Source organism: Luteimonas sp. gir (genome assembly GCF_037198055.1).
Taxonomy (GTDB): Bacteria; Pseudomonadota; Gammaproteobacteria; order Xanthomonadales; family Xanthomonadaceae; genus Luteimonas; species Luteimonas citri_A.
This window is the reverse complement of the sequence record NZ_JBBAXQ010000005.1, coordinates 127,294-149,547: the sequence shown is the minus strand read 5'-3', so window position 1 is coordinate 149,547 and position 22,254 is coordinate 127,294. Positions and strand designations below refer to the sequence as shown.

The 22,254-nt window shown below is 69.5% G+C and carries 21 protein-coding genes; 7 read left to right on the top strand and 14 right to left on the bottom strand.

Annotation, left to right across the window (positions count from 1 at the left end; genetic code table 11):
• Positions 1–45: 45 nt before the first annotated feature.
• Positions 46–2,250, bottom strand: coding sequence for an alpha-glucuronidase family glycosyl hydrolase (locus WAF18_RS09335; protein WP_337244889.1), 2,205 nt, complete (start codon positions 2,248–2,250; stop codon positions 46–48).
• 98 nt (positions 2,251–2,348) lie between these two features.
• Between WAF18_RS09335 and WAF18_RS09330 the strand changes: the two genes are divergently transcribed.
• On the top strand, positions 2,349–3,410 hold the full coding sequence (locus tag WAF18_RS09330; RefSeq protein WP_337244848.1) for a LacI family DNA-binding transcriptional regulator: 1,062 nt from the start codon (positions 2,349–2,351) through the stop codon (positions 3,408–3,410).
• 80 nt (positions 3,411–3,490) lie between these two features.
• On the opposite strand, the gene xylA is transcribed toward WAF18_RS09330, so the two are convergent.
• From xylA to WAF18_RS09310, 4 genes are all read right to left on the bottom strand, one after another.
• On the bottom strand, positions 3,491–4,825 hold the full coding sequence (gene xylA / locus WAF18_RS09325; protein ID WP_337244847.1) for a xylose isomerase: 1,335 nt from the start codon (positions 4,823–4,825) through the stop codon (positions 3,491–3,493).
• A gap of 49 nt (positions 4,826–4,874) precedes the next feature.
• Positions 4,875–6,377 carry a xylulokinase gene (gene xylB / locus WAF18_RS09320; RefSeq protein ID WP_337244846.1) on the bottom strand — a complete coding sequence of 501 codons (1,503 nt, stop codon included), beginning with the start codon at positions 6,375–6,377 and terminating at the stop codon, positions 4,875–4,877.
• 183 nt (positions 6,378–6,560) lie between these two features.
• Positions 6,561–6,929 carry an STAS/SEC14 domain-containing protein gene (locus WAF18_RS09315; protein WP_337244845.1) on the bottom strand — a complete coding sequence of 123 codons (369 nt, stop codon included), beginning with the start codon at positions 6,927–6,929 and terminating at the stop codon, positions 6,561–6,563.
• A gap of 126 nt (positions 6,930–7,055) precedes the next feature.
• Positions 7,056–8,552, bottom strand: coding sequence for an MFS transporter (locus WAF18_RS09310; protein ID WP_337244844.1), 1,497 nt, complete (start codon positions 8,550–8,552; stop codon positions 7,056–7,058).
• Between the two features lie 100 nt (positions 8,553–8,652).
• Here WAF18_RS09310 and WAF18_RS09305 point away from each other — a divergent pair, with 100 nt between their 5' ends.
• On the top strand, positions 8,653–9,450 hold the full coding sequence (locus WAF18_RS09305; RefSeq protein WP_337244843.1) for a helix-turn-helix transcriptional regulator: 798 nt from the start codon (positions 8,653–8,655) through the stop codon (positions 9,448–9,450).
• 220 nt (positions 9,451–9,670) lie between these two features.
• Here WAF18_RS09305 and WAF18_RS09300 read toward each other — a convergent pair whose 3' ends face one another.
• A complete protein-coding gene (locus tag WAF18_RS09300) occupies positions 9,671–10,429 on the bottom strand; it encodes an SDR family oxidoreductase (RefSeq protein ID WP_337244842.1) in 759 nt (252 codons plus the stop codon).
• A 170-nt stretch (positions 10,430–10,599) separates the two neighbouring features.
• On the opposite strand from WAF18_RS09300, the gene WAF18_RS09295 reads away from it, so the two are divergent.
• The gene (locus WAF18_RS09295; protein ID WP_337244841.1) at positions 10,600–11,478 is read left to right on the top strand and encodes a LysR family transcriptional regulator; all 879 of its coding nucleotides are present in this window, start codon (positions 10,600–10,602) and stop codon (positions 11,476–11,478) included.
• Between the two features lie 200 nt (positions 11,479–11,678).
• Here WAF18_RS09295 and WAF18_RS09290 read toward each other — a convergent pair whose 3' ends face one another.
• From WAF18_RS09290 to rsmD, 6 genes are all read right to left on the bottom strand, one after another.
• A complete protein-coding gene (locus WAF18_RS09290; protein ID WP_337244840.1) occupies positions 11,679–12,083 on the bottom strand; it encodes an MAPEG family protein in 405 nt (134 codons plus the stop codon).
• Positions 12,080–13,921 (bottom strand): gamma-glutamyltransferase, encoded by a 1,842-nt coding sequence (ggt, locus tag WAF18_RS09285; RefSeq protein WP_337244839.1) that lies wholly within the window; start codon positions 13,919–13,921, stop codon positions 12,080–12,082. Before ggt ends, WAF18_RS09290 begins: the two co-directional genes overlap by 4 nt.
• On the bottom strand, positions 13,918–14,172 hold the full coding sequence (locus WAF18_RS09280) for a YfhL family 4Fe-4S dicluster ferredoxin (protein ID WP_183425916.1): 255 nt from the start codon (positions 14,170–14,172) through the stop codon (positions 13,918–13,920). Before WAF18_RS09280 ends, ggt begins: the two co-directional genes overlap by 4 nt.
• A 170-nt stretch (positions 14,173–14,342) precedes the next feature.
• Entirely contained in the window at positions 14,343–14,900 is a 558-nt protein-coding gene (locus WAF18_RS09275; protein ID WP_337244838.1) for a hypothetical protein, read from the bottom strand.
• Between the two features lie 40 nt (positions 14,901–14,940).
• Positions 14,941–15,435, bottom strand: coding sequence for a pantetheine-phosphate adenylyltransferase (gene coaD / locus WAF18_RS09270; protein WP_183425918.1), 495 nt, complete (start codon positions 15,433–15,435; stop codon positions 14,941–14,943).
• Positions 15,436–15,508: 73 nt separating this feature from the next.
• Positions 15,509–16,069, bottom strand: a complete 561-nt coding sequence (rsmD, locus tag WAF18_RS09265; RefSeq protein ID WP_337244837.1) for a 16S rRNA (guanine(966)-N(2))-methyltransferase RsmD — start codon at positions 16,067–16,069, stop codon at positions 15,509–15,511.
• A gap of 81 nt (positions 16,070–16,150) precedes the next feature.
• Between rsmD and ftsY the strand changes: the two genes are divergently transcribed.
• Genes ftsY through WAF18_RS09245 form a run of 4 tightly spaced genes read left to right on the top strand, consistent with a single transcriptional unit; the run spans position 16,151 to position 20,112 of the window.
• A complete protein-coding gene (ftsY, locus tag WAF18_RS09260) occupies positions 16,151–17,485 on the top strand; it encodes a signal recognition particle-docking protein FtsY (RefSeq protein ID WP_337244888.1) in 1,335 nt (444 codons plus the stop codon).
• The gene (locus WAF18_RS09255) at positions 17,482–18,765 is read left to right on the top strand and encodes a hypothetical protein (RefSeq protein WP_337244836.1); all 1,284 of its coding nucleotides are present in this window, start codon (positions 17,482–17,484) and stop codon (positions 18,763–18,765) included. Before ftsY ends, WAF18_RS09255 begins: the two co-directional genes overlap by 4 nt.
• Positions 18,762–19,835, top strand: a complete 1,074-nt coding sequence (mutY, locus tag WAF18_RS09250; protein ID WP_337244835.1) for an A/G-specific adenine glycosylase — start codon at positions 18,762–18,764, stop codon at positions 19,833–19,835. The genes WAF18_RS09255 and mutY overlap by 4 nt, the downstream gene beginning before the upstream one ends.
• A gap of 1 nt (position 19,836) precedes the next feature.
• Positions 19,837–20,112, top strand: a complete 276-nt coding sequence (locus tag WAF18_RS09245; RefSeq protein WP_241943902.1) for an oxidative damage protection protein — start codon at positions 19,837–19,839, stop codon at positions 20,110–20,112.
• Here WAF18_RS09245 and WAF18_RS09240 read toward each other — a convergent pair.
• Entirely contained in the window at positions 20,088–20,579 is a 492-nt protein-coding gene (locus tag WAF18_RS09240; protein ID WP_337244834.1) for a DUF6491 family protein, read from the bottom strand. The genes WAF18_RS09245 and WAF18_RS09240 overlap by 25 nt on opposite strands.
• Positions 20,580–20,730: 151 nt before the next feature.
• Positions 20,731–21,927 (bottom strand): cation:proton antiporter, encoded by a 1,197-nt coding sequence (locus WAF18_RS09235; protein ID WP_337244833.1) that lies wholly within the window; start codon positions 21,925–21,927, stop codon positions 20,731–20,733.
• Between the last annotated feature and the right edge of the window lie 327 nt (positions 21,928–22,254).

The following is a 22,254-nucleotide window of genomic DNA, read 5'->3' as shown; positions in this document are numbered from 1 at the left end:
TTGCCCTCCCCCGTTTGCGGGGGAGGGTTGGGTGGGGGCGGCCGTTCATCGGGTATCTCCCGGTGCGTGCGGAAACTCAAGCGACTGGTAGTACGCCAGCGGATGCGCCGGCGCTGCGGTGCCTGCGGGAAGCGGGCGACCGGAGATCGATTGGAAGTACGCAATGCTGGCGTCGCGCCACCACTGCGCCTCCTGTTCCTGGATCGCGAGGAAGGCGGCCACCTGCGCATGCCGCTCGGCATCGAGACGGCCCGCGAGTCCATCCCAGGTGCTGCGCATGTCGCGCACCGTGGCGACGCCGCGGTCGTAGCGCTGCACCAGCTCGTCCCACAACGGGCGCCCCGAGGCCATCGGACGATCCCAGGGCACATGGTGGAACCACAGCAGCAACGTTTCGGGCACGCGGTCGGGATCGTCGAACACATCCGCCACTGGCGGCGCATATTGCGAGACCGCATCGCTGCCGCGGCGGCTGCGGTCGAAGCCGATGCCCTCACGAGTGGCGCGGTGGTAGTAGACCGAGGTCCAATCCGCACGCGGGCCACCCTCGACCCAGGGGCCGGGGCCGTAATGATGGCCGCGGCCCATCAGGTGATGCAGTCCGAGCGCACCGGTGTAGTCGACCACCGCCTCGCGCGAGCCCATCATCATGCCGACGATCGGTTCGACCACGCCCGGGGCGTTGCCGAACGTCATGCGGGTCCATTCCTCGGCGATCTCGCGCGAGGCCCGCATCGGGTCCCATGCCAGACGCCCGTAGGCGTACCAGTTGGCCTGGTCGAAATGCGAGCCGCTCCAGTTGCGGTCGCTGCCGATGTTGGCGACACCGGCGATACCGGTCAGCGCGCTTCTGCCGGGCACATCACGGTCCAGCGAGCCGTCGATCACCCGCGCGACGGTCGAGCCCTCCCCCCGCACCTGGGTATCGGCGCGCAGCACCTCTTCGTACAGCGGCCCGAGGTAGGCCAGATGCGTGGAGAAGCCGAGGTACTCCTTGGTGATCTGGAACTCCATCATCAGCGGCGTCTTCGGCATCGCGCCGAACAGTGGATGGAACGGTTCACGCGGCTGGAAATCGATCGCGCCGTTCTTGACCTGCACGATCACGTTGTCGCGGAACGCGCCGTCGTGCGGCACGAACTCGGTGTAGGCCTGTTTGTGGCGGTCCTCGGGTTCGTCGTGGGAATAGACGAACGCCCGCCACATCACGATGCCGCCGTGCGGCGCCAGCGCATCGGCCAGCAGGTTGGCGCCGTCGGCATGCGAGCGGCCGTAGTCCTGCGGGCCGGGCTGGCCCTCGGAGTTGGCCTTGACCAGGAAGCCGCCGAAGTCCGGGATCGCCGCATAGATCTCGTCGGCCTTGGCCCGCCACCAGCGCTGGACTGCCGGGTCCAGCGGGTCGGCAGTCTCAAGCCCACCGATCTCGATCGGGGCGCTGAAGCGCGCGGACAGGTACACCCGAATGCCCCACGGCCGGAAGATGTCCGCCAGCGTGGCCACCTTCTCCAGGTACATCGGCGTCAGCACGTCAGCGTTGGCATTGACGTTGTTGAGCACGGTGCCGTTGATACCGATCGAGGCGTTGGCGCGGGCGTAGTCGGTATAGCGCGGGTCGCGCCAACCCGGCAGCCGGTGCCAGTCCCAGATCGACTGACCGGCGTAGCCGCGCTCGACGTGGCGGTCGAGGTCGTCCCAATGGTTGAGCACCCGGCGTTCGATCCGCGGCGCCTGACGCAGGTCGAGATCGGCGATCGGCTGGTCGGTCTGCATCAGGCGCAGGAACGCGAACGCGCCGTAGAGCGCGCCGACATCGGTGTTGGCCGCGATGACCGTCGCCGGATGCCCGTCCACGGACATCGAACGGATCAGGTAGCCCGCCTGGCCGAGGTCGCCCAGGTCCAGCGCCAGCCGGGCGATCGCCGGCAGCGACTGCGGCGTGCCCACCAATAACGCGTCGGGGCGGCCGACGCGGCCGACCACGGCGGGCGCCTGCCCCTGCAACCCCTGCAGGCCGCGCAGCAGTTCGTCGCGCGTCGCGCGCTGGGTCGGCGTCGCCTCGGCGATCGCCAGTTGCGAGACCCGCGGCGCCTCGGGTCCGCGTTCGGCCCCGGCCTGGGCATAGCGCAGCCACAGGGCATATCCGTCCTCGGCCTGCGCCGGCACCGGGCCGACGAGCGCGACCAGCGCCAGCACCGCCGCCGGCCACACCGGCCGGATCCAGTCGCGGAACCAGATAGTTAGCGGTAACATCCCCGACATCCCATCACCTCCCCTTGGACGGCTTCACTCCAGTTCCCTTAGCCTTGCGGACGGGGCCTGCACACCGCCGTCCGGACGAAGGAACGCTTTTGGACAAGCCGAAAAAATCGGTCCGCCGCAAGACCCGTGGCGTCACCATCGACGAGGTCGCCGCACTGGCCGGTGTCTCGCCGATGACCGTCTCGCGGGTCATCAATGGCCAGGGCAAGGTGCGCGACACCACCCGCGAGCGGGTCACGCGCGCGGTGCGCGAACTCAACTACACCCCCAATCTGGCGGCCAGTTCGCTCGCCGCCGCGCAGCACACCCGCATCGCGCTGATCTACACCAACCCCAGCGGTGCCTATCTGCGCGAACTGCTGCTCGGCCTGCTGCGCGTCGCCTCGCGCACACCGATCCAACTGGTGGTCGACTACTGGGACGATCTCGACGCCGAAGCCGAGCGCAAGGCCGCCCGAGCGATGGGCAAGCGCGTGGACGCGGTGATCCTGCCGCCGCCGCTGTGCGAATCGCGCGCCGCGGTGACCGAGTTCGTGCGCGCCGGCATCCCGGTCGTCGCGATCGCGTCGGGCCGCTTCAGCGACGACATCTCCTGCGTGCGCATCGACGACTTCCGCGCCGGCAAGGAGATGACCGAACACCTGATCGAACGCGGCCACACCCGGATCGGGTTCATCAAGGGCCGCGCCGACCTCAGCGCGAGCACCCGGCGTTTCCAGGGCTTCCAGGCCGCGCTCGAGGACGCCGGCATCGCCTACGACCCCACACTGGTGCACCAGGGCGACTACACCTACCGCTCGGGGCTGAAGGCGGCCGAGAAACTGCTGGGCCATCGCAAGCCGCCGAGCGCGATCTTCGCCAGCAACGACGACATGGCCGCCGCGGCGATCTCGGTCGCGCATCGTCGCGGGCTCGACGTGCCGCGCGATCTGTCGGTCGTCGGCTTCGACGACACCTCGGCCGCGACCACGGTCTGGCCCGAGCTCACGACGATGCACCAGCCGATCGCCTCGATGGCCGATACCGCGATCGACGTGCTGCTGCGCTGCATCCGCCGCAACGACGCCAGCACCCGCGTGCTCACCGACCGGGTGGTGCCGCACCGCTTGATTGCGCGCGACTCGGTCGCCGCTCCGCCGAAGAAGAAGTAACGCGCCCTGCCCGCTCGCGGCGCGCCCGGTGGGCGCGCCGGTCAGGATGTTCGCGGTGGCGGGCCGACGGCGCATCGGGCTCAGCGCAGCAGGTACTGGTTGAGCAGGTTCTCGTAGGCCTCCTGGCGGCCGCTGCGCTGCTGCGGCTCACCCGCCTTGGCGGCGATCGCATGCAGGTCGGTCAGTGACAGCCTGCCCTGCTCGAACGCCTGGCCGTCGCCACCATCGAAGCTGGCATAGCGATCGCGTCGCCATTGCTCCCACGGCGACGCGTGCAGCAGCGCATACGCCACTTCAAGGCCGCGCGCGAACGCATCCATGCCGCCGATGTGCGCGATGAACAGGTCTTCCATGTCCGTCGATTCGCGGCGCGGCTTGGCGTCGAAGTTCAGGCCGCCTTCTAGACCGCCCTGGCGCAGCACCACCAGCATCGCGCCGACGGTGTCGTACAGGTCGGTCGGGAACTGGTCGGTATCCCATCCGTTCTGCGCATTGCCGCGGTTGGCGTCGATACTGCCGAGCAGACCGTGGTCGGAGGCCACCTGCAGGTCGTGCTCGAAGGTGTGCCCGGACAGGGTCGCGTGGTTGGCCTCGATGTTGAGCTTGAAATCCTTGTCCAGCCCGTGCGCCTTCAGAAAGCCGGCGCAGGTCGCGCTGTCGAAGTCGTACTGGTGCTTCATCGGCTCCATCGGCTTGGGCTCGATCAGGAAATTGCCCTTGAGCCCGATGCTGCGTCCGTAGTCGCGCGCCATCGTCAGGAACCGCGCGAAATGCGCCAGCTCGCGCTGCATGTCGGTGTTGTGCAGGCTGGCATAGCCTTCGCGGCCGCCCCAGAACACGTAGTGCTCGCCACCCAGCTCCACGGTCGCCTCCAGCGCCGCCTTGACCTGCACCGCCGCCCGCGCGACCACCGCGAAATCCGGGTTGGTCGAGGCACCGTTCATGTAGCGCGGGTGCGAAAACAGATTCGCCGTGCCCCACAGCAACTTCATGCCGGTCGCGGCCTGGCGTTCCTTGGCCAACGCGACCATGTGCTTGAGATTCTTTTCGTACGCGCCGATGTCGTCGGCGTCGGGCGCCAGGTCCACGTCGTGGAAGCACCAGTACGGCACGCCGAGCTTGGTGAAGAACTCGAACGCGGCATCGAGCTTGGCCTCGGCCGCCGCCAGCGGCGCGCCGCCGTCCCACGGAAAGCGCCGCGTGCCCGGTCCGAACGGATCGGCGCCGGCGTTGCAGAACGTGTGCCAGTAGCACACCGCAAAACGCAGGTGCTCGGCCATCGTCTTGCCGCCGATCTTCTTGCCGGCGTCATAGACCTTGAAGGCCAGCGGATTGTCGGAAGTCCTGCCCTCGAATGGGATCTGGCCGATGCCGGGGAAGTACTCCCGGCTGCCGATGAAGGGGGTCGTGGTCATATGCGGTCCCGTGTTGAAGTGGAAAGGACGGATCGGCAGGCGCTCGCGCCTACGCGGCCGGCGCGGCGTACAGCGGCCGCACTGCGTCGAGGTGATCGGTGAAGCGCCGGTAGGCGGCGCGGTAGGCCGGTGCGCGGCGCGGCTCGGGCGTGCATGCACGCGCGGGATCAGTGGCGACATGCGCGGCGGCCAGCGCTGCCATCGACGTCGCATCGCCCTGCGCGCGGCCGAGCGCCCACAGCGCCTGCAGCGCCGCACCGAACGCCGCACCCTCGCCCTGCACCGGCACATCCACCGGCAGCGCGAACACGTCGGCGACCAGCTGCCGCCAGGCCGCGCTGTTGGCGCCGCCACCGGTCAGCACGACGCGATCGAACGCCATGCCGGCCGACACGAACGCGTCGAAGCCGTATTTCAGGCTGTAGGTCGCGCCTTCCATCGCAGCGCGGTACAGGTGCGCGGCGTCCATGTTGTGCGCCGTCAGGCCGGTCAGCACGCCGCGTCCCAACGGCAGGTCGGGCGTGCGCTCGCCGTTGAAGAACGGCAGCAAGGTCAGCCCGCTGGCGCCCGGCGCGGTCGCGTCGATATGCGCATCGCCCTCGCGCGTCGCAAAGCCGAACATCCGTGCGACCTGCTCGGTCGCCACCGTGCAGTTCATCGTGCAGATCAGCGGCAGCCAGCCCCCGGTCGAGTCGCAGAACGCGGCCCAGGCGCCCGAGTCCGACACCACCGGCGTGTCGCTGTAGGCGAACAACGTGCCCGAGGTGCCCAGGCTCATCGCCAGCCGCCCCGGTACCACGCAGCCCGTGCCGATCGCCGCCATCATGTTGTCGCCGCCACCGGTCGATACCCGCAATTGCGGCGACAGCCCGAGTTCGGCGGCGATCTCGGGCCGGACGGGGAACAGCGCATCGGCCTCGACCAGCGGTGGCAGGCAGGCCGACAGGTCGCGCTCGGGGTCGGTCGCCTGCAACAGCGCCGACGACCAGGTCCGCGTGCGGACGTCGAGCCAGCCGGTGCCCGACGCATCGCCGTGCTCCATCCAGCGCGCGCCGGTCAGCCAACTATTGACGTAGTCGTGCGGCAACGCGATCGCCGCCAGCTTGGCGTAGACCTCCGGCCGATGGATCTTCGTCCAAGGCAACTTGGACGCGGTATAGCCTGCCAGGATCGGATTGCCGGCCTGTGCGATGCAGGCCGCCACGCCGCCGACGGCGTCCATGATCGGCGCGCATTGCGCGCTGGTGCTGGTATCGCACCACAGCTTGGCCGGCGCCAGCACCTGCCCTTCTGCATCGAGCGGCACGAAGCCGTGCTGCTGGCCCGAAACGCCGAGCGCGGCGATACGCGCGCGCAGTGCCGGGTCGACTGCGGCGAAACAAGCGCGGATCGCGTCGAGCCAGTCGGACGGGTGCTGCTCGCGGCTGCCGTCGTCGCCGGCGATCAGATCCAACGCCCGCCCCTGCGTCGCCAGCACCTGCCGCGATGCCGGGTCGTAGACCACGAGCTTGATGCTCTGCGTGCCGAGATCGAGGCCGGCGACGAGGCTCATGCGCGCGCCTCCGGCGCAGAAAAGTTAGCGCTACCATTACTGGGGCCAAAAAAAACAGCACGGCTTGGAGCAGGCAGCGGCATGGGCGCGCTCGGCGTCAATCGGCGGTGCAGGCACTGTAGCCACTTGTCGCCGAACATGCTTGCTGCGGTGCGCCATCACCGAGCCGAACGCGTGGCGCCCTTATCGCTCGCGCAACCACGTCTGGCCGTCACCGGCGCATTCGGGCGTGAAACCGCGGACCTCGACGCCCGGCACCAGCAGCCCTTCCAGTTCCGAGAGGCGGCGGATCCACAGCGATTCGGCGACCACTGCGATGCGATCGAAACGCCGCACCGCGCGCAGCAGCGCCGGCAACCGCGAGAATTCGACTGCGACCGCACCGAACGACGGCAAGTCGACATCGCGCACGCGATAGAGCATCGCGCCGCCGTCGATGCCGTCCGCCGCCTCGACGAACGCATCGATCAGCGCCGCCATCGTCTCCCGGTCGAACCGCCCGTCGATCTCGACGTCGATCCGATCCGGCGCCACGCGGATCACATTGAACATGCCGGCCTCGCCGTTACTGGTCGAATCCGAAGCTAGACCGCCGCGCGTCAATAGCGGGCGAATGACGCGTGCGTCGGCTTGCCGACGAACGCTAACCACCCCGACCGGCTGCCGCGACATCGTCCATCAACTCCTCGATGGCAGCGTCCCACTGCCCGGCCCGCCGCTGCGCGCCATCCGGTACAGCAGCAGCGCGGCGACACACGCCGCCGCGACGTTGCAGGCCATGCCGGCGACGAAGGCGTCGGCGTAACGCGCACGCAGGTCGTCGCCGACAGCGCCCGACAGCGCCGCGCCGAATACCATGCCGACGATCGCCACGCCAAACGCCGCGCCGACCTGCTGCAGCGTCGAGATCACGCCCGAGGCCATGCCCGCGCGTGCCGCATCGACCGTGCCGAGTACGAGGTTGAGCAGCGGCGTCATGATCAGCCCCTGCGCGGCGCCGACGACGACCAGCGTCGGCACCAGATGCCCAGGCGACAGCGCCCCGCCCGCGCTGTGCACCTTGCCGACGAGCCAGGCCAGCGAAGCCGCGTAGACCACCGCAGCGACCGCCAGTGCCACCGAACCGAAGCGGGCCACCAGCCGCGGCGCCGACAGCGAAGCGAGCACGAAGCCCACGCTGCACGGCGCGAACAACAGGCCGGCCGCCAACGGGCCGAGTCCGAACCCCGATTGCACCAGCAACGCAAAGCACAGGAAGAACGAACTCGAAGTCGAGTAGACCAGCAGCACCAGCAGGCCACCGACGGCGAACTGCCGATCGCACAGCAGGCGCATGTCGACTAACGGGTCCTGACCGCGCAGACGGCGTCGGACCTGCTGTCGCGCGAACACGGCCAGCAGGACGGCACCGGCCACCAGCGCGATCAGCATCCACGCCGGCCAGCCGTGAGCGGGTCCTTCCAGCAAGGGCACCAGCCACAATCCCAGCCCGGTACTCACCAAGGCGACGCCGCCCCAGTCGAGCGTAGGGCGCTCGGGCGCTCGCGATTCGGGCACCAGGCGTGCCATCGCGATCGCCAGCACGCCGATCGGGACGTTGATCAGGAAGATCGTGCGCCAGCCCAGGCCGCCGATGTCGGCATGCACCAACCAGCCGCCCAGTACCTGACCGGCGATCGCGGCCAGGCCCAGCGTCATGCCGAGCAGGCCGAACGCGCGGCGAGCGGCCGTCCCCTCGAAATGCACCCGGATCGAGGCATAGACCTGCGGGAACAGCAACGCGGCCGCCAGCCCCTGCAGCACCCGCGCGGCGATCAGCACGCTGGCGTCGGGCGCCAGTCCGCACAACGCCGACGCCAGCGCAAACCCCGCCATGCCGACCACGAACAGCCGGCGGCGGCCATGGCGGTCGCCGAGCCGGCCGCCTGCGATCAGCAGCACACCAAAGGCCAGTTCGTAACCGGCGACCACCAGTCCCACCTGCGCCAGGCTCGCATCGAGCGTGGCCTGCATCGACGGGATCGCGACATTGACCACGAACAGGTCGAAGATCGTGACGAAGCCGGCGAGCAGCAGCACGGCCAGGCCGAGCCACGGGGGCCGGGCCGGCGCCGCCACGGCCACATCGGCAGCGGTCGCAACAGACGAGGACGCAGGGGCGCGGCAATCGGGCATGACGGGGAGTCCGAACGGGGGAGCCGGAGTCTGGCGTCGCACCTATCCGGTTACAATTTGTCCATTGATACTGTTACTACAAGCAACCGGTGCCCGATTGATGAGCCGCCTGCAACGCGCCCGCCCCGAACTGTCGAGCTTCCTGCGGACCTGCCGCGCACGCCTGTCGCCGGGCGATGTCGGCCTGCAGAACGGCGGCCGCAGGCGCACGCCGGGCCTGCGCCGCGAAGAGGTCGCCGCGCTCGCCGGGGTCGGCCTGAGTTGGTACACGTGGCTGGAGCAAGGGCGCGACATCGGCGTCTCGTCCACGTTCCTCGACAACCTGGCGCGGGTGCTGCGGCTCGACGCCGCCGAGCGGCGGCACCTGTATCTGCTCGCGCATGCGCGGCCGCCGGCCGAGCCCGGGCGCACGTTCTGTCAGGTCCCGCCCCTGGTCCGGCGCTTGATGGACGACCTCGCTCCGCACGCGGTGCATGTGCTCAACCTGCGCTGGGACGTGCTGGCATTCAATGCGCCGGCCGACGCGCTGTTCGGCTTCGGCGCGCATCCGCCCGAACGGCGCAACCTGCTCTGGCTGCTGTTCGCCGATGAGGCCATGCGCACGCGCCTCGTCGACTGGGACGTCCAGGCCCGCGCCATGCTCTCGAGCTTTCGGCGCGACTACGCCCGCGGCGCACAGGATGCCGACGCCCAGGCCCTGGTCGATAACCTGCGTCAGGTATCGCCGGAGTTCGCGGCCTGGTGGGCACACCACGATGCCGGCGCGCCCTGCAGCGGCGAGCGCCGGCTGTGTGTAGACGGCGCGCCGGTGCCGTTCGAGCACACGATGCTGACGATCGACGAGGAACGTCATCTGCGCATGGTGGTGCACGCTCGTCGACAGGACACGGCGGGCTGACACGCACCGGCAATCTTCTCAGCGACGCTGCAACTCAGCGAGGCAACACCTGACGATCACCACGTTCGCGCCTTCGCAGCCCACGGCCCACGGCGACCGCTCCGTCCATACAGGCACCGCCGCCGGTCATCAGTGCCATCTTGCCGACTAAGCGATGCGCCGTGCATTGCGTGCGAGCGCGGCCAGTCCCTCCAGAAGCAAGGTGGGTGCGGGTGGATGTTCAGTGCGCGAAGCCGTGCATGCCGCCGTCGATGGGGATCACGGCGCCGGTGATGTAGCGCGCCTGCGGCGACGCCAGGAAGGCGACCAAGTGGCCGACGTCCTCAGGCTCGCCAAAGTAGCCAATGGGAATGTGGCGTTCGATGAAGTCGCGCCGGCTTTCCTCGGTTGGATGCAGGGTGTCGAGGATCTGCTCGCTATGGATGCGGCCGGGCGCGATCGTGTTGATGGTGATCCCCTGCGCCGCCACGTCACAGGACAGACCCTTGGCCCAGAGGTGTAGCGCTGCCTTGGCCGCAGTGGCAGCGTTGAGCGAACGCGGCTCCATCGAACCACTGAGGTTGATGACGCGACCGCAGCGCCGCTCCAGCATCGACGGCAGCACTGCCTGAGTCATCCGTCGTGCGGCGGTGAAATTTAGCGCAAGCGCCTCGTCCCAATCGCAGTCCGGGGCGTCGGGACGCGTCGGGCGCGACCCGCCGGCGCTGTTAACGAGGATGTCGATGGGGCCAAGCGCAGCCACCGCATCGGCGACGATGCGCGCCGCCTGGCGCGAATCTGTCACGTCGCCACTGATGATGACCGGCGCGCAAGCTCCCGTCGCGATGATCTGATCGGCCAGTTGCGCGAGGCGTTCGCGCCGGCGTGCCGTAACGGCGAGCCGGACGCCGTGCCCGGCCAGGACACGGACGATCCCGGCACCGATGCCGGCGCTAGCACCGGAGACGAGCGCTGCGCGCCCGGCGATCTGTGAATCCATGATGGCTCCTGTGTCGATCGGATGGGGGGCGCGGACGGAGCCGACCGTCGCCGAAAGCTGCGGTCCCTCGGCACGCGCACGATGACGCCACGAACAGGAGGCATCTTTACTGACAAATCAGGGGAGATAAACTCTCGAACACTTTATTGATTCTAAAGCGCCACTGGATAATGGACCTACTGAACAGCATGCGGATATACGTCCTGGCTGTGGAGAAAGGGAGCCTGAGCGCCGCTGCGGCCGCAAGTGGCATGTCCGCGACGATGGCGGGCAATCACCTGCGCGGGCTAGAAAAACGCCTCGGCATGCAGTTGCTTGTCCGCACGACGCGACGGCAGCACCTGACCGAGTTCGGCGAGGACTACTACTTGCGCTGCAAGGAGATCCTGCGCCTGGTGGCCGAGACCGACGCGCAGGCGCAGACGCTGCAACTGGCGCCCGCGGGCAGGCTGCGCATCAGCGCGCCTGTGACCTTCGGCACCGAAGTGCTGGTGCCGGCCCTACCGACGTACCTCGACCGCCACCCGCAGGTCGATATTGATCTGGTCTTGAGCGACCGGCTTGTCGATCTGGTCGAGGATGGCTTCGAGGTGGCCGTGCGCATCGGCCAGTTGCCGGATTCGGCGCTGATCGCCAAGCCGCTGTCTCCCTACCGACTGATGATTTGCGCATCGCCCGACTACCTGGCTCGTCGCGGCGTCCCGAGGACACCGGTCGATCTGGAGCACCACGACTGCCTGTCGTTCAACCCCGCCGCGTTGAGGCATTGGCGTATCACGGACGCAGACCGAGCTCCTCGCATTCCGATCTCGGGGCGGCTGCAAGTGAACCACGGCCAGGCGCTGCGGGTTGCCGCGCTGCACGGCCTGGGCATCGTGCTGCAGCCGACGATCCTGCTGGAGGCAGACATGCGGGCCGGGCGCCTGGTGCAGTTGCTACCCGAATACGAACCACCGGCCCGGCCGATGCATGTGGTCTATCCGGCGGACCGCTATCGGTCGCCAAAGCTACGCAGCTTCGTGGATTTCCTAGTTGCCCAGTTCGGCTGACCTGTAAGGGAAGCGTACGCGAGAAGGCGTTTTCGAACTCAATTTGGCCGCATCTACATCGCCACCTGCGCAAGATCGTTGCGGCCCAAACAGTAAATAAGCTTTGGGTTTGCTTTCGATTGTCGATGGTGCCCGGAGCCATTTGCACAAGCTCGGCTCATCGCAAGGTGCCGCAGTGCGATCCCGCGGGGTAGCGCCTTCTAGGCCAGCGTCGCCACCGCGACGAAACGCCAGATACCCAGCCCGGCCATCGTCAGCAGCAGCGCGAAGGTCAGCATCGCGCCACCGAAGCGGCCGATCGAATAGCCGGCCGAGCCGCCGAGCCCGACGGCGTGCAACACACGCGCCAGCAACAGCCCCAGCCCGAGGGTCCACAGCAGCCGGGGATCGAATGCGGCGAGTTCGAGCAGCGCCAGCATCAGCAGGGCCAGCGGCACGTACTCACCGAAGTTGGCCTGCACGCGGACCTTGCGCGCGAGCACCGGGTCGCCACCGGTGCCGATGCCGACCTTGGCACTGGCACGGTGCAGCGCCACCCGCACCGACAGCGCGACGTACAGCACGACATGCAGCGATGCGATCAACAACGCAATACGTGGGGTCATCGTGTGGGCTCCATGGTGTCCATTCCCCGGGGGCGTGTGTGTTCGGGACGCGCGTTACGGTTGCCTGCAGCCGGCTCGACCTTCGCTGCGCCCACCGGATTGCGCGGGTCGCTGCCGCCGGTCAGCGTGCCGTCGGCACGGTTCCACAGCACGGTCTGCAGATTACCCCACACGTGGCTCGAACCGCGGCCGCCAGCCGCGCGGTCGCCCGGTAGGTCGACCGTATGGCCCATCGCGCGCAATCGCGCCGCGGTGTCGGCGGAGAACGCATTGGACTCGGCCGAGATCGCATCGGGCATCCACTGGTGGTGATAGCGCGGCAGCGCCGCGACGGCCTGGGCGTCGAGTCCGGCGTCGTAGCCGAGTACGCCCAGCAGCACCATCGTGATGATCCGGCTGCCGCCGGGCGTGCCCAGCACCGCGACGCGGTCGGGCGACTCGAGGAAGGTCGGCGTCATCGAGCTCAGCGGGCGCTTGCCCGGCCGCGGCGCATTGGCATCGAAGCCCATGACCCCGAATGCGTTGGGCACGCCGGGCTGCAGTGCGAAGTCATCCATCTCGTTGTTGAGCAGCACCCCGGTGCCGGGCGCGACCAGGCCGCTGCCGAACAGCAGATTCACTGTCTGGGTGACCGCGGCGCGGTTGCCGGCGGCATCGACGATCGAGAAGTGTGTGGTCTCCTCGTCCTCCAGCGGCGTGGGATCGCCCGACAGCAAGTCGCTGGGGGTGGCCTTGGCCGGATTGATCGTCGCGCGCAGGCCAGCGGCGTAGTCGCGGCTGAGCAGCGTGCGCTCGGGGATCTTCACAAAATCCGGATCGCCCAGGTAGAACGTGCGGTCGCGGAACGCGCGACGCATCGACTCGACGACCAGATGCGTGCGCGCGGCATCGTCGAGCGCCGGCAGATCATAGGGTTCGAGGATCTGCAGCATCTGCGCCATCGCGATGCCGCCCGACGACGGCGGCGGCGCGGTCGTCACCGTCCAGTCGTGGTACTGGAAGCGGATCGGCGCCCGCTCGACGACCCGGTATCCAGCCAGGTCCTCGGCGGTCCACTGCCCGCCCTCGGCATTGACCCCGGCCACCAGCTTCTCGCCGGTCGGTCCGCGATAGAAGCCGTCGAACCCGCGCTCGGCGAGCAGCCGCAGCGTCTGCGCCAGCTCCGGCTGGCGGAACAGATCGCCCTCCTGCGGCGCTCGGCCGCCGGCCAGAAACACCGCGCGCGTGCCCGGGTACCGCTCCATGACCTCGCGCCGCGACTGGTAGCCGCGCGCGAACCGGGCATAGACCGGGAACCCGTCTTCGGCGATCCGGATCGCCGGGGCCAGCGACTGCGCCAGCGGCAGCCGGCCGTAGCGCTCGGCGATGTGCACGAACGCGGCCGGCAGGCCGGGAATGCCGGCCGACCAGGGGCCGTTCTCGGCACGATCGCGGTCGAACTGGCCATCCGCGGTCCGATAGCGATCGGGGTGGGCGCTGGCCGGCGCGGTCTCGCGCGCGTCGATGAACACGTCGCGCCCGGATGCCGCATCGTGCAGCAGGAAGAAACCACCGCCGCCCAGGCCCGAGGAGATCGGCTCGACGACCGACAGCACGGCCGAGGTCGCGATCGCGGCGTCGAACGCGTTGCCGCCTTCGCGCATCACCTGCAGGCCGGCCTCGGTGGCCAGCGCATGCGCCGAGGCGACCGCGTTGCCGGGCGGCGTCGCCTGCGTCTGCGCTGCGACCGGTGCGGACTGCGGACGGACGTCGCGCGCACACGACGGGGCGACCGCCAACAGCAATAGCGAGAGCAGCAGCGCCGGCAAGCCGGCAGCGGGGACACGGGAACGGCTCATGACGACTCCTGCTGCAGGCGCGCGAGCTTGGCCAGCAACTCGGCCTGGGTTTCGGGAAGATCGGGATCGGGGTCGATGCACTCCACCGGGCACACCACCACGCACTGCGGTTCGTCGAAGTGTCCGACGCACTCGGTGCAGCGCGCCGGATCGATCACGTAAATCTCTTCGCCCTGCGAAATCGCCTGGTTCGGGCACGCCGGCTCGCAGACGTCGCAGTTGACGCAGAGCGCATTGATCTTCAGGGACATCGGCACATTGTAGTGAGTGCGGCGGCGCGCGGCGTTCCATCGCTGGAACCGGGTCGCCCAGTAGGTGCGGCACACTCGCCGCCCCCGGAAACAGCGACGCCGCCGTGCCCGAACGGGCAACGACGGCGTCGTGTGGCTCGAGAGCGCCGGCCAGGCCGGCGCCCTGGGGCTTACTTGGCGGTGTCGACGAACACGTACTCCACGCCGGCCGGCTCGACGGCGGCCTTCACGCGGGCGTTGTCGGCTTCCTCGCCGATGAACAGCACGCGCACGCCCTTCATCGTGCCCGGCTCGACTTCCGCGAACGAGGCGACCGTCAGGTCGGCGGTGCGCGCCGAATTCAGCCCGGCGTAGATCAGCAGGTTGCCGCGCACGATGCCGCGCGCCACGTCCAGCTTGGCCTTGTCGAGCAGGCGCTCGTAGTTGCCGTCGACCGGGGTGGACAGGTCCGCAGCCTCGCCATCGGCCGGGGTCTGGGCGTCGGCCGGCGGCGCCTCGGCCACGTTGGCCGGCGGCGGCGGCACCAGGTAGACGTAGGGCGAGTTGTTGATGCCTTCCATGTGGCGGCTGGCGACCTCGTTGAGGTAGGCGTTCCACGCCGCCTTGTCCTCGGTGGTCGGGGCCGCCACCGGCGCGGCCTGCGCCTGCTGGGTTTCTTCCTTCTTGCCGCAGGCGATGACTGGCAGGACCAGGCAGGCGATCAGCAGCGCGCGGGTGATGGACTTCATGGCATTCCCTCTTGTTTCTCTTGCGTTTGGATGGGCAACGTCAGCGTTGCGAGTGGTTGCGCAGTGCGCGATCGACCGCGGCGGGCACGAACCCCGACACGTCGCCGCCGAGGCGCGAGATCTCGCGCACCAGCGTGGAGGAGATGAAGCCGTACTGCTCGGCCGGCGTGAGAAACAGCGTCTCGACCTCGGGAATGAGGTGCCGGTTCATGCTCGCCAACTGGAACTCGTACTCGAAGTCCGACACCGCGCGCAGGCCGCGAAGCAGCACCCCGGCCTCGACCTTGGCGACGAAATGCGCGAGCAACGAGTCGAAGCCGATGACCTCGATGTTGTCGTGATGGGCCAGCGCCTCGCGCGCCAGCGACACGCGTTCGTCGAGCGACATCGCCGGGCGTTTGGCCGGGCTTTCGGCCACGCCCACGATCAGGCGTTCGAACAGCGGTGCCGCCCGGTCGACCAGGTCGACATGGCCGTTGGTGATCGGGTCGAAGGTGCCCGGATACACCGCGATGCGTTTGCGACTCGCACTCATGGCTGACGTTCGCTGTCGGGAGGCAGGGGTGCGGCGTGGCGCGGGCGCAAAGTGTAGCAGCGCCGGGCGCGGTTCAGCCGTCCCGGCGCCAGAGCGCGCAATGCGCCTCGCGGGTCGACAGTTCCCGATGCAGGCGCCAGCCGGCGGGCGCCTGCGCCGGCCGCGCCACCGGCGACTCGACGTACAACCAGGCCTGCGGCGCGAGGGCGGCATCGAGCGCAGCCAGCGCCGGCGTCCACAGGTCGGCGGCGAACGGCGGGTCGACGAAAGCGACATCGAAGCCCGCCGCCGGCAGCGCTGCGAGCAGCGGCAACGCGTCGCCCCGACGGACGTCGACCGCCTCCCCGCCAGGCAGACGGGCGGCGACCGCCGACAGCGCGGCGGCCAGGGCCGGGTCGCGCTCGATCAACAGGGCCGAGCGCGCCCCGCGCGAGACCGCCTCCAACCCGAGCGCGCCGGTGCCGGCGAACGCATCGACCACGCGCGCGCCCGGCAATGCCGGCTGCAGCCAGTTGAACAGGGTCTCGCGCACGCGGTCGCCGGTCGGACGCAGGCCCGGCGCGTCGGGCACGTCCAGCCGTGTGCCGCGCCAGCGACCGCCGACGATGCGGACCCTGCCGGAGGACGGTTTCATCGGCGCCCCGCTGCACGGGGCGTGGAAAATGCGGGTGATACCATGCGCGCCATTCTCCCCCATCCAGGCTCCGACGGCCGCATGGTCAGCTGGTTCAAGCGCGACAAACCCCAATCCGAGGGCGGCCGGCGCCGTCTCACCGACGAGGAGATCGCCGCTGCGTTCGGCGCGCCGACCGCCACGCCACCGGTCGAAACCCCGACGCCCTCCACGGATCTCGCGCCCGCGCCGGCGGCAGCGCCCGTGGCAGTGCCTGCGGCTCCGTCGGCGCCCGTCCCGGCCACGCCTGCCGCGCCGACGCCTGCACCTGACACCTCGATTGCCGCAACCGCGACGCCCGCCGCGACGCCGATCGCGCCGACCACCTCGCCCGCCGCCGATGCCCTCGCGCCGACACCCGCGCCGGTGACGCCGCCACCGCCGCCGCGCCCTGCGATCTACGACCCGGCTGCCGCGATGGCCGAGGTCGTGTTCGCGACCAAGCCCGCCGCCGCGGCTGGCAAGTCGGGCTGGCGCGAGCGGCTGAGCGGCAGCACCTTCGCGCGCAGTTTCGGCGGCCTGTTCTCGCGCAATCCCAAGCTCGACGACGATCTGCTCGACGAGATCGAAACCGCACTGCTCACCGCCGATGTCGGCGTGGCGGCGAGCACCGAGCTGGTCGAATCCTTGCGCAAGCGCATGAAAGCGCGCGCGTTCGCCGACGCCAATGCACTGCTGCAAGCGCTGCGCGCCGACTTGGTCGCAATGCTGACCCCGGTCGCCCGGCCGCTGACGATCGATCCGACCGCCAAGCCCTTCGTGATCCTCACCGTCGGCGTCAACGGCGTTGGCAAGACCACGACCATCGGCAAGCTCGCCAAGCGCTTCAAGGACGAGGGCCACGGCCTGATGCTGGCCGCCGGCGACACCTTCCGCGCCGCGGCGGTCGCCCAGCTCAAGGCCTGGGGCGAGCGCAACAGCGTGGCCGTGGTCGCCCAGGGCCAGGATGCCGACCCGGCCGCGGTTGCATTCGACGCGCTGCAGGCTGCGAAGTCGCGCGGCATCGACGTGCTCATTGCCGACACCGCCGGCCGCTTGCATACCCAGCAGGGCCTGATGGGCGAACTGGGCAAGATCCGCCGCGTGCTCGGCAAGATCGATGCGACCGCGCCGCATGAAGTGCTGATGGTCATCGACGGCACCACCGGCCAGAACGCGCTGTCGCAGTTGCGGCAGTTCAATGCCGCGGTCCAGGTCACCGGCCTGGTCGTGACCAAGCTCGACGGGACCGCCAAGGGCGGCGTGCTGTTCGCATTGGCACGCGAGTTCGGCATCCCGATCCGCTTCGCCGGCATCGGCGAACGCCCCGAGGACCTGCGCGTGTTCGATGCCCAGGCCTTCGTCGACGCGATGCTGCCGGAGACGCTGGGGACGTGAGCGCCTCGGGGCAGGCGCCGGCCACGCCGGTGCCGCCGCGCCGCCGTCGGCGCGGGCTGAAATGGCTGGTGGGCATCGCCGCCCTGCTCGCGGCCGGCATCGCCGCGCTCTGGCTGCTGCTGCCGCCCGAGCGTGCATTGCGTCTGGCGCTCGCGCGCCTGGAGCCCGCCCTCGGTCTGTCGATCCAGTTCGATGGCGCGGTCGACTACCGCCTGCGCGGCACCCCGCAACTGGTGGTCCACGCCGTGACCGTGCGCGTGCCGGGCACGCAGGCGCCGATGCTGCAGGCCCGACGCGTGCTGCTGGCGCTGCCGTGGAAGACCATCCGCAGCCGCGGCGCCGATCTGGAGATCACCCGCGTCGAACTCGACGGCCCGCAGTTGCAGCTGCCGGTGCTGCTGCACTGGCTCGACACACGACCGCCGGGCGACGGCGCCCTGCCCCCGTTCACCAACGGCCTGCATGTGCGCGACGGCAGGCTCGACGCCCAGGGCTGGCGTATCGAGGGGCTGACGCTCGATGTCCCGTCGCTGCACGCCGAGCGCGCGTTCGCCGGCCAGGTCGCGGGCACCGCGCACGTCGATGCGTTGCGTATCCCGTTCCGCCTGCGGCTGCGCACCGACCGCCCGCTCGACTTCTCCCGCATCGAGGCACGCGGCACGCTGTCGGTCGACGGCGGCGACGGACGGCTCGACACTCGACTCGCACTCGACGCTACGCGCGTCGAGCCCGACGCTCCCGGGCTGACGCTGGCGCCCCTGCGCGTGGCGATGGACGCACGCTGGCGTGCCGAGGGCACCGACCTGCCGTTCGCATTCGGCCTGCAGGGTCGACTGACGTTCGCGGATGGCGACCTGGTCCTGGCGCCGGTCGGGCTGGCAACCCGCGCCGATGGCATGGTGCCGAGCCTCTCGGCTGGCGGGCGCATCGCCTACGACGACACGCTGGCCATCGCGCTCGACGGGCGCATCGCGCATTGGCCGGCGGGCTGGCCCCCGTTGCCCGCGCCGCTGTCACAGACGGACGGCCCGCTGCCGTTCTCTGTCCGCTATACCGGACCCGCGACACTGGGCGCGCCACTGTCGCTGCGCGTGGCCCATGCCGGTGCGCGGTTCGATGGCAGTGCGCGGGTGCCCGAGCTGCTGCGCTGGCTCGATGCGCTCGACAGCGGCACGCCGGTGCCACCGCTGCGCGGGCAGCTGCGGATCGATCGCCTCGAGGTGCCGGGTGCGACGCTCGAAGGCCTCGAGATCGACATCGACGACGGCGACGCGCAATGACGACGTCCTACGCTGACCGCCTGCTGGCCTGGTTCGACGTCCACGGCCGCCACGACCTGCCCTGGCAGCATCCGCGCACGCCGTACCGGGTGTGGCTGTCGGAGATCATGCTGCAGCAGACCCAGGTGCGGGTAGTGATTCCGTACTTCGAGCGGTTCGTCGCCGCACTGCCCGACGTGCGCGCGCTGGCCGCCGCCCCGCGCGACGATGTCCTCGCGTTGTGGTCGGGGCTGGGCTACTACGCCCGCGCGCGCAACCTGCAGGCCGCCGCTCAGGCCTGCGTCGAACGGCACGACGGCGAGTTGCCGCGCGACTTCGACGCGCTGCTCGCACTGCCCGGCATCGGTCGCAGCACTGCGGCGGCAATCCTGTCGCAGGCCTGGGGCGACCGCTTCGCGATTCTCGACGGCAACGTCAAGCGCGTGCTCGCGCGTCACCATGGCGTTTCCGGCTGGCCCGGCTTGCCCAAGGTCGAGAAGACGCTGTGGGCGATCGCCGACACACTGCTGCCGCAGGCGCGAATGGCCGATTACACCCAGGCGCAGATGGATTTCGGCGCCACCCTGTGCACGCGCCATTCGCCGGCCTGCCTGCTGTGCCCGGTCAACGACGACTGCGTGGCGTTCGCCCAGGGCCGGGTCGAGGAACTGCCCACGCCCAAGCCGACCAAGACGCTGCCCGAGCGCGAGGCGACCGTGCTGCTGCTCGAGGACCGCGATGGCCGCGTGCTGCTGCACCGGCGTCCGGCCACCGGCGTGTGGGCCGCGCTGTGGTCACTGCCGCAGGGCGAGGATGCCGACGCCGCATTGGCCTGGCTGGATGCACACGCGCCGCACATGATCGACGCGGGCGACCGCGACACGCCGCACAGGTTGCAGACCGTGCATCACGGCTTCACCCATTACCGCCTGCAACTGCATCCGCTGCACTGGGCCGGCCTCGCTCCGCGCCGCGCCGTGCGCGACAATGACGACCTGCGCTGGGTGGCCCGCGACGAACTCGCGACCCTCGGCATTCCCGCACCGATCCGCACGCTGCTGCTGTCGCCGCGCGTTGCGCTGGAGGACTGACATGAGCCGACGCGTGCACTGCGTCCACGACCAGATCGAAACCGAGGGCCTGGATTTCATCCCCTGGCCGGGCGAACTGGGCAAGCAGGTCTTCGCCAGCATCGGCAAGCCGGCCTGGGCGCGCTGGCTGGCGCACCAGACCATGCTGATCAACGAAAACCGGCTCTCGCCGCTCGACCCCAAGCACCGCGCCTTCCTCGAAGGCGAGATGCGCAAGTACCTGTTCGAGCGGCAGACCGATCGCCCGATGGGCTACGTGCCCGAATCGGAAGGCTGAGCCGCCGGCGCCGGCGCGTCGGACGGCCGGTCAAGCGAGGGCCCACCCTCGCGGTTGTGCTTTTCGGCCGCGCGCACCGCCTTGACGTCGAGCGGCCGGATCTGCTGGATGTGGCACGGCATGCTGATGGCACTGCGGCTGTGCACCAGCACCTTGTCGAACCGCGCATCGACCCGGCTCATGGTACTGGTCAGCCCGATCGCCGGCGTATAGCTCAAGTCCTGGCACGGCCCCGACAGGTCGAGCAGAAAGGCCTCGCCCGGACGCGTCCAGACCGCGAGCGCGCTGTCACCCAGCGGCGTCCAACCGTTGATCTGCCCCAGGTAACGGAAATGATCGACCGGCGTGCCGGCGTGCGCGTCGTAGAGCGCGTACTTCTCGCTGTCGCGGAGCCCGGGGCTGGCGCAGGCGCCGAGCGCCAGCGCAGCGACCAGCGCGGCAGCGAATGGGGCGGGATGGCGGCGCATGCGGACCTCCTTCGATCTCGCGCGGTATCCGATACCGATCATGCGCCCGCCTGCGCGGCGTTCCAGGCCCGCGCCGGCACGCGTTCAGCGCGTGGCCGGCTGATCACCACCTGGGCGCACCGGCCTGGACGCGTTCGCCCCCTCGGCCGATCTACTTGCCCATTCCCAGCGCGCGCAGGCGCGGCGTGGCCATCGGGATCGTGAGCATCGTGCTCATCACCGCCATCAGCAGCAACGCGGTGAACGTCGCGCTCGAGATGATGGCCTTGTCGAGCAGGATGTTGGCGAAAATGATCATGATCAGCGCCTTGGTCTGCAGCAGCCATCCGATCAGCGAGGCCTCGCCAGGCGCCCACTTGAGCAGGCGTCCCGCCAGGTGGACACCGGCGAGCTTGCCCGCCACCGACGCCACCAGCAGCACCAGTGCGGCGACGAACACCGCCGCGCCGCCCACGCTCCATTCGGTGCGCAGGCCGGTGCTGAGGAAGAACACCGGCATCATCACCAGCAGCACGTTGTGCCGCAGCCGGTCCATGTCCTGCTGATCGAACCAGTCCGCATCGATCACCACGCCGGCCAGGAACGCGCCGACCATGAAGTGCAGGCCCGACCAGTCGGCACCGAAGGCGCACACCGCCAGCCAGATCAGCATCACGTACCAGCGGTCGCGTTCGACAATCGCCCGCATCAAACGCCGGAACACCACGCAGGCGACAGCGAACGCCAGCAGAAAGCCGACCTGGCGCCCGATGCGCTCCCAGTCGAGCAGCACCAGGGCCAGCACGCCCCAGATGGCGATGTCGTCGAGGCTGGCATAGCGCAGGATGCGTTGCCCGATCGGCCGGCGCAGGATGTCGAGCTTCTCCATCAGCAGGATCAGAATCGGCAACGCCGTCACCGCGCAAGCCATGCCCACGCCGACCACGAACTGCCAGTCCGCGCCCGAAACGCCGATCCAGCCCGGAAAGCGCAGCAAGCCGACCGCCGCCAACGCACCGAATACCAGCGGCACACCCAGCGCCAGGCCCGCGGTGATGCCGCTCTCGCGGCGGTTGACCCACGCCTTGCTCAGGTCGAGCTCGATCCCCGCGATCAGCACGAACAGCATCACCGCCCAAGCGCCGAGCCCGTTGAGGATCTGCACCACCTCCGGCCGGAACACGAAGGTGTAGTAGCCCGGGAACGCCGCCCCCAGGATGCCCGGGCCAAGCACGATGCCGGTCAGGATCTGCACCACGACCAGCGGCGCGAAGTAGTCCGTGCGCCCCAGGCGCCAGATCAGGAACGGCACACAGAAGATGATCGCCATCGCGATCAGGAACACTTCCATGGTGGTCACTGCATGCATACGCGTTGTCCTTCAGCCGCCGGGCGGCAGCGAAGCGCGGATTATGGGGTGGCGCTCAGGCCGTGTCATGGGGTCGCAGGGCTGCTGTGACACTGCCGCCATTAGCCGTCGAGCGACCACATCCCCTCATCGTCCTGGCCACCGTAGAACACGCCGAAGATCGAGACTACTTCCCGTTCGGCATCCTCAGGAACGCATCACAGCGGCGCTACGGTAACTCGTGATCCGAAGGCCCGGGGATAGATCGTCCCGCTTTGTCCCCCGCTCCGGGAACGTCTCCAAGCTCTCGCAGTAGGCCACGATCGCATCGACGTAGCGGACGGCCGA

Bases quoted from the DNA above. Each gene is read 5' to 3' on its own strand.
- WAF18_RS09335 (WP_337244889.1), bottom strand. From the start codon at position 2,250: ATGTTACCGCTAACTATCTGGTTCCGCGACTGGATCCGGCCGGTGTGG.
- xylA (WP_337244847.1), bottom strand. From the start codon at position 4,825: ATGACCACGACCCCCTTCATCGGCAGCCGGGAGTACTTCCCCGGCATC.
- xylB (WP_337244846.1), bottom strand. From the start codon at position 6,377: ATGAGCCTCGTCGCCGGCCTCGATCTCGGCACGCAGAGCATCAAGCTC.
- WAF18_RS09315 (WP_337244845.1), bottom strand. From the start codon at position 6,929: ATGTTCAATGTGATCCGCGTGGCGCCGGATCGGATCGACGTCGAGATC.
- WAF18_RS09310 (WP_337244844.1), bottom strand. From the start codon at position 8,552: ATGCCCGATTGCCGCGCCCCTGCGTCCTCGTCTGTTGCGACCGCTGCC.
- WAF18_RS09305 (WP_337244843.1), top strand. From the start codon at position 8,653: ATGAGCCGCCTGCAACGCGCCCGCCCCGAACTGTCGAGCTTCCTGCGG.
- WAF18_RS09300 (WP_337244842.1), bottom strand. From the start codon at position 10,429: ATGGATTCACAGATCGCCGGGCGCGCAGCGCTCGTCTCCGGTGCTAGC.
- WAF18_RS09295 (WP_337244841.1), top strand. From the start codon at position 10,600: ATGGACCTACTGAACAGCATGCGGATATACGTCCTGGCTGTGGAGAAA.
- WAF18_RS09290 (WP_337244840.1), bottom strand. From the start codon at position 12,083: ATGACCCCACGTATTGCGTTGTTGATCGCATCGCTGCATGTCGTGCTG.
- ggt (WP_337244839.1), bottom strand. From the start codon at position 13,921: ATGAGCCGTTCCCGTGTCCCCGCTGCCGGCTTGCCGGCGCTGCTGCTC.
- WAF18_RS09280 (WP_183425916.1), bottom strand. From the start codon at position 14,172: ATGTCCCTGAAGATCAATGCGCTCTGCGTCAACTGCGACGTCTGCGAG.
- WAF18_RS09275 (WP_337244838.1), bottom strand. From the start codon at position 14,900: ATGAAGTCCATCACCCGCGCGCTGCTGATCGCCTGCCTGGTCCTGCCA.
- coaD (WP_183425918.1), bottom strand. From the start codon at position 15,435: ATGAGTGCGAGTCGCAAACGCATCGCGGTGTATCCGGGCACCTTCGAC.
- rsmD (WP_337244837.1), bottom strand. From the start codon at position 16,069: ATGAAACCGTCCTCCGGCAGGGTCCGCATCGTCGGCGGTCGCTGGCGC.
- ftsY (WP_337244888.1), top strand. From the start codon at position 16,151: ATGGTCAGCTGGTTCAAGCGCGACAAACCCCAATCCGAGGGCGGCCGG.
- mutY (WP_337244835.1), top strand. From the start codon at position 18,762: ATGACGACGTCCTACGCTGACCGCCTGCTGGCCTGGTTCGACGTCCAC.
- WAF18_RS09245 (WP_241943902.1), top strand. From the start codon at position 19,837: ATGAGCCGACGCGTGCACTGCGTCCACGACCAGATCGAAACCGAGGGC.
- WAF18_RS09240 (WP_337244834.1), bottom strand. From the start codon at position 20,579: ATGCGCCGCCATCCCGCCCCATTCGCTGCCGCGCTGGTCGCTGCGCTG.
- WAF18_RS09235 (WP_337244833.1), bottom strand. From the start codon at position 21,927: ATGCATGCAGTGACCACCATGGAAGTGTTCCTGATCGCGATGGCGATC.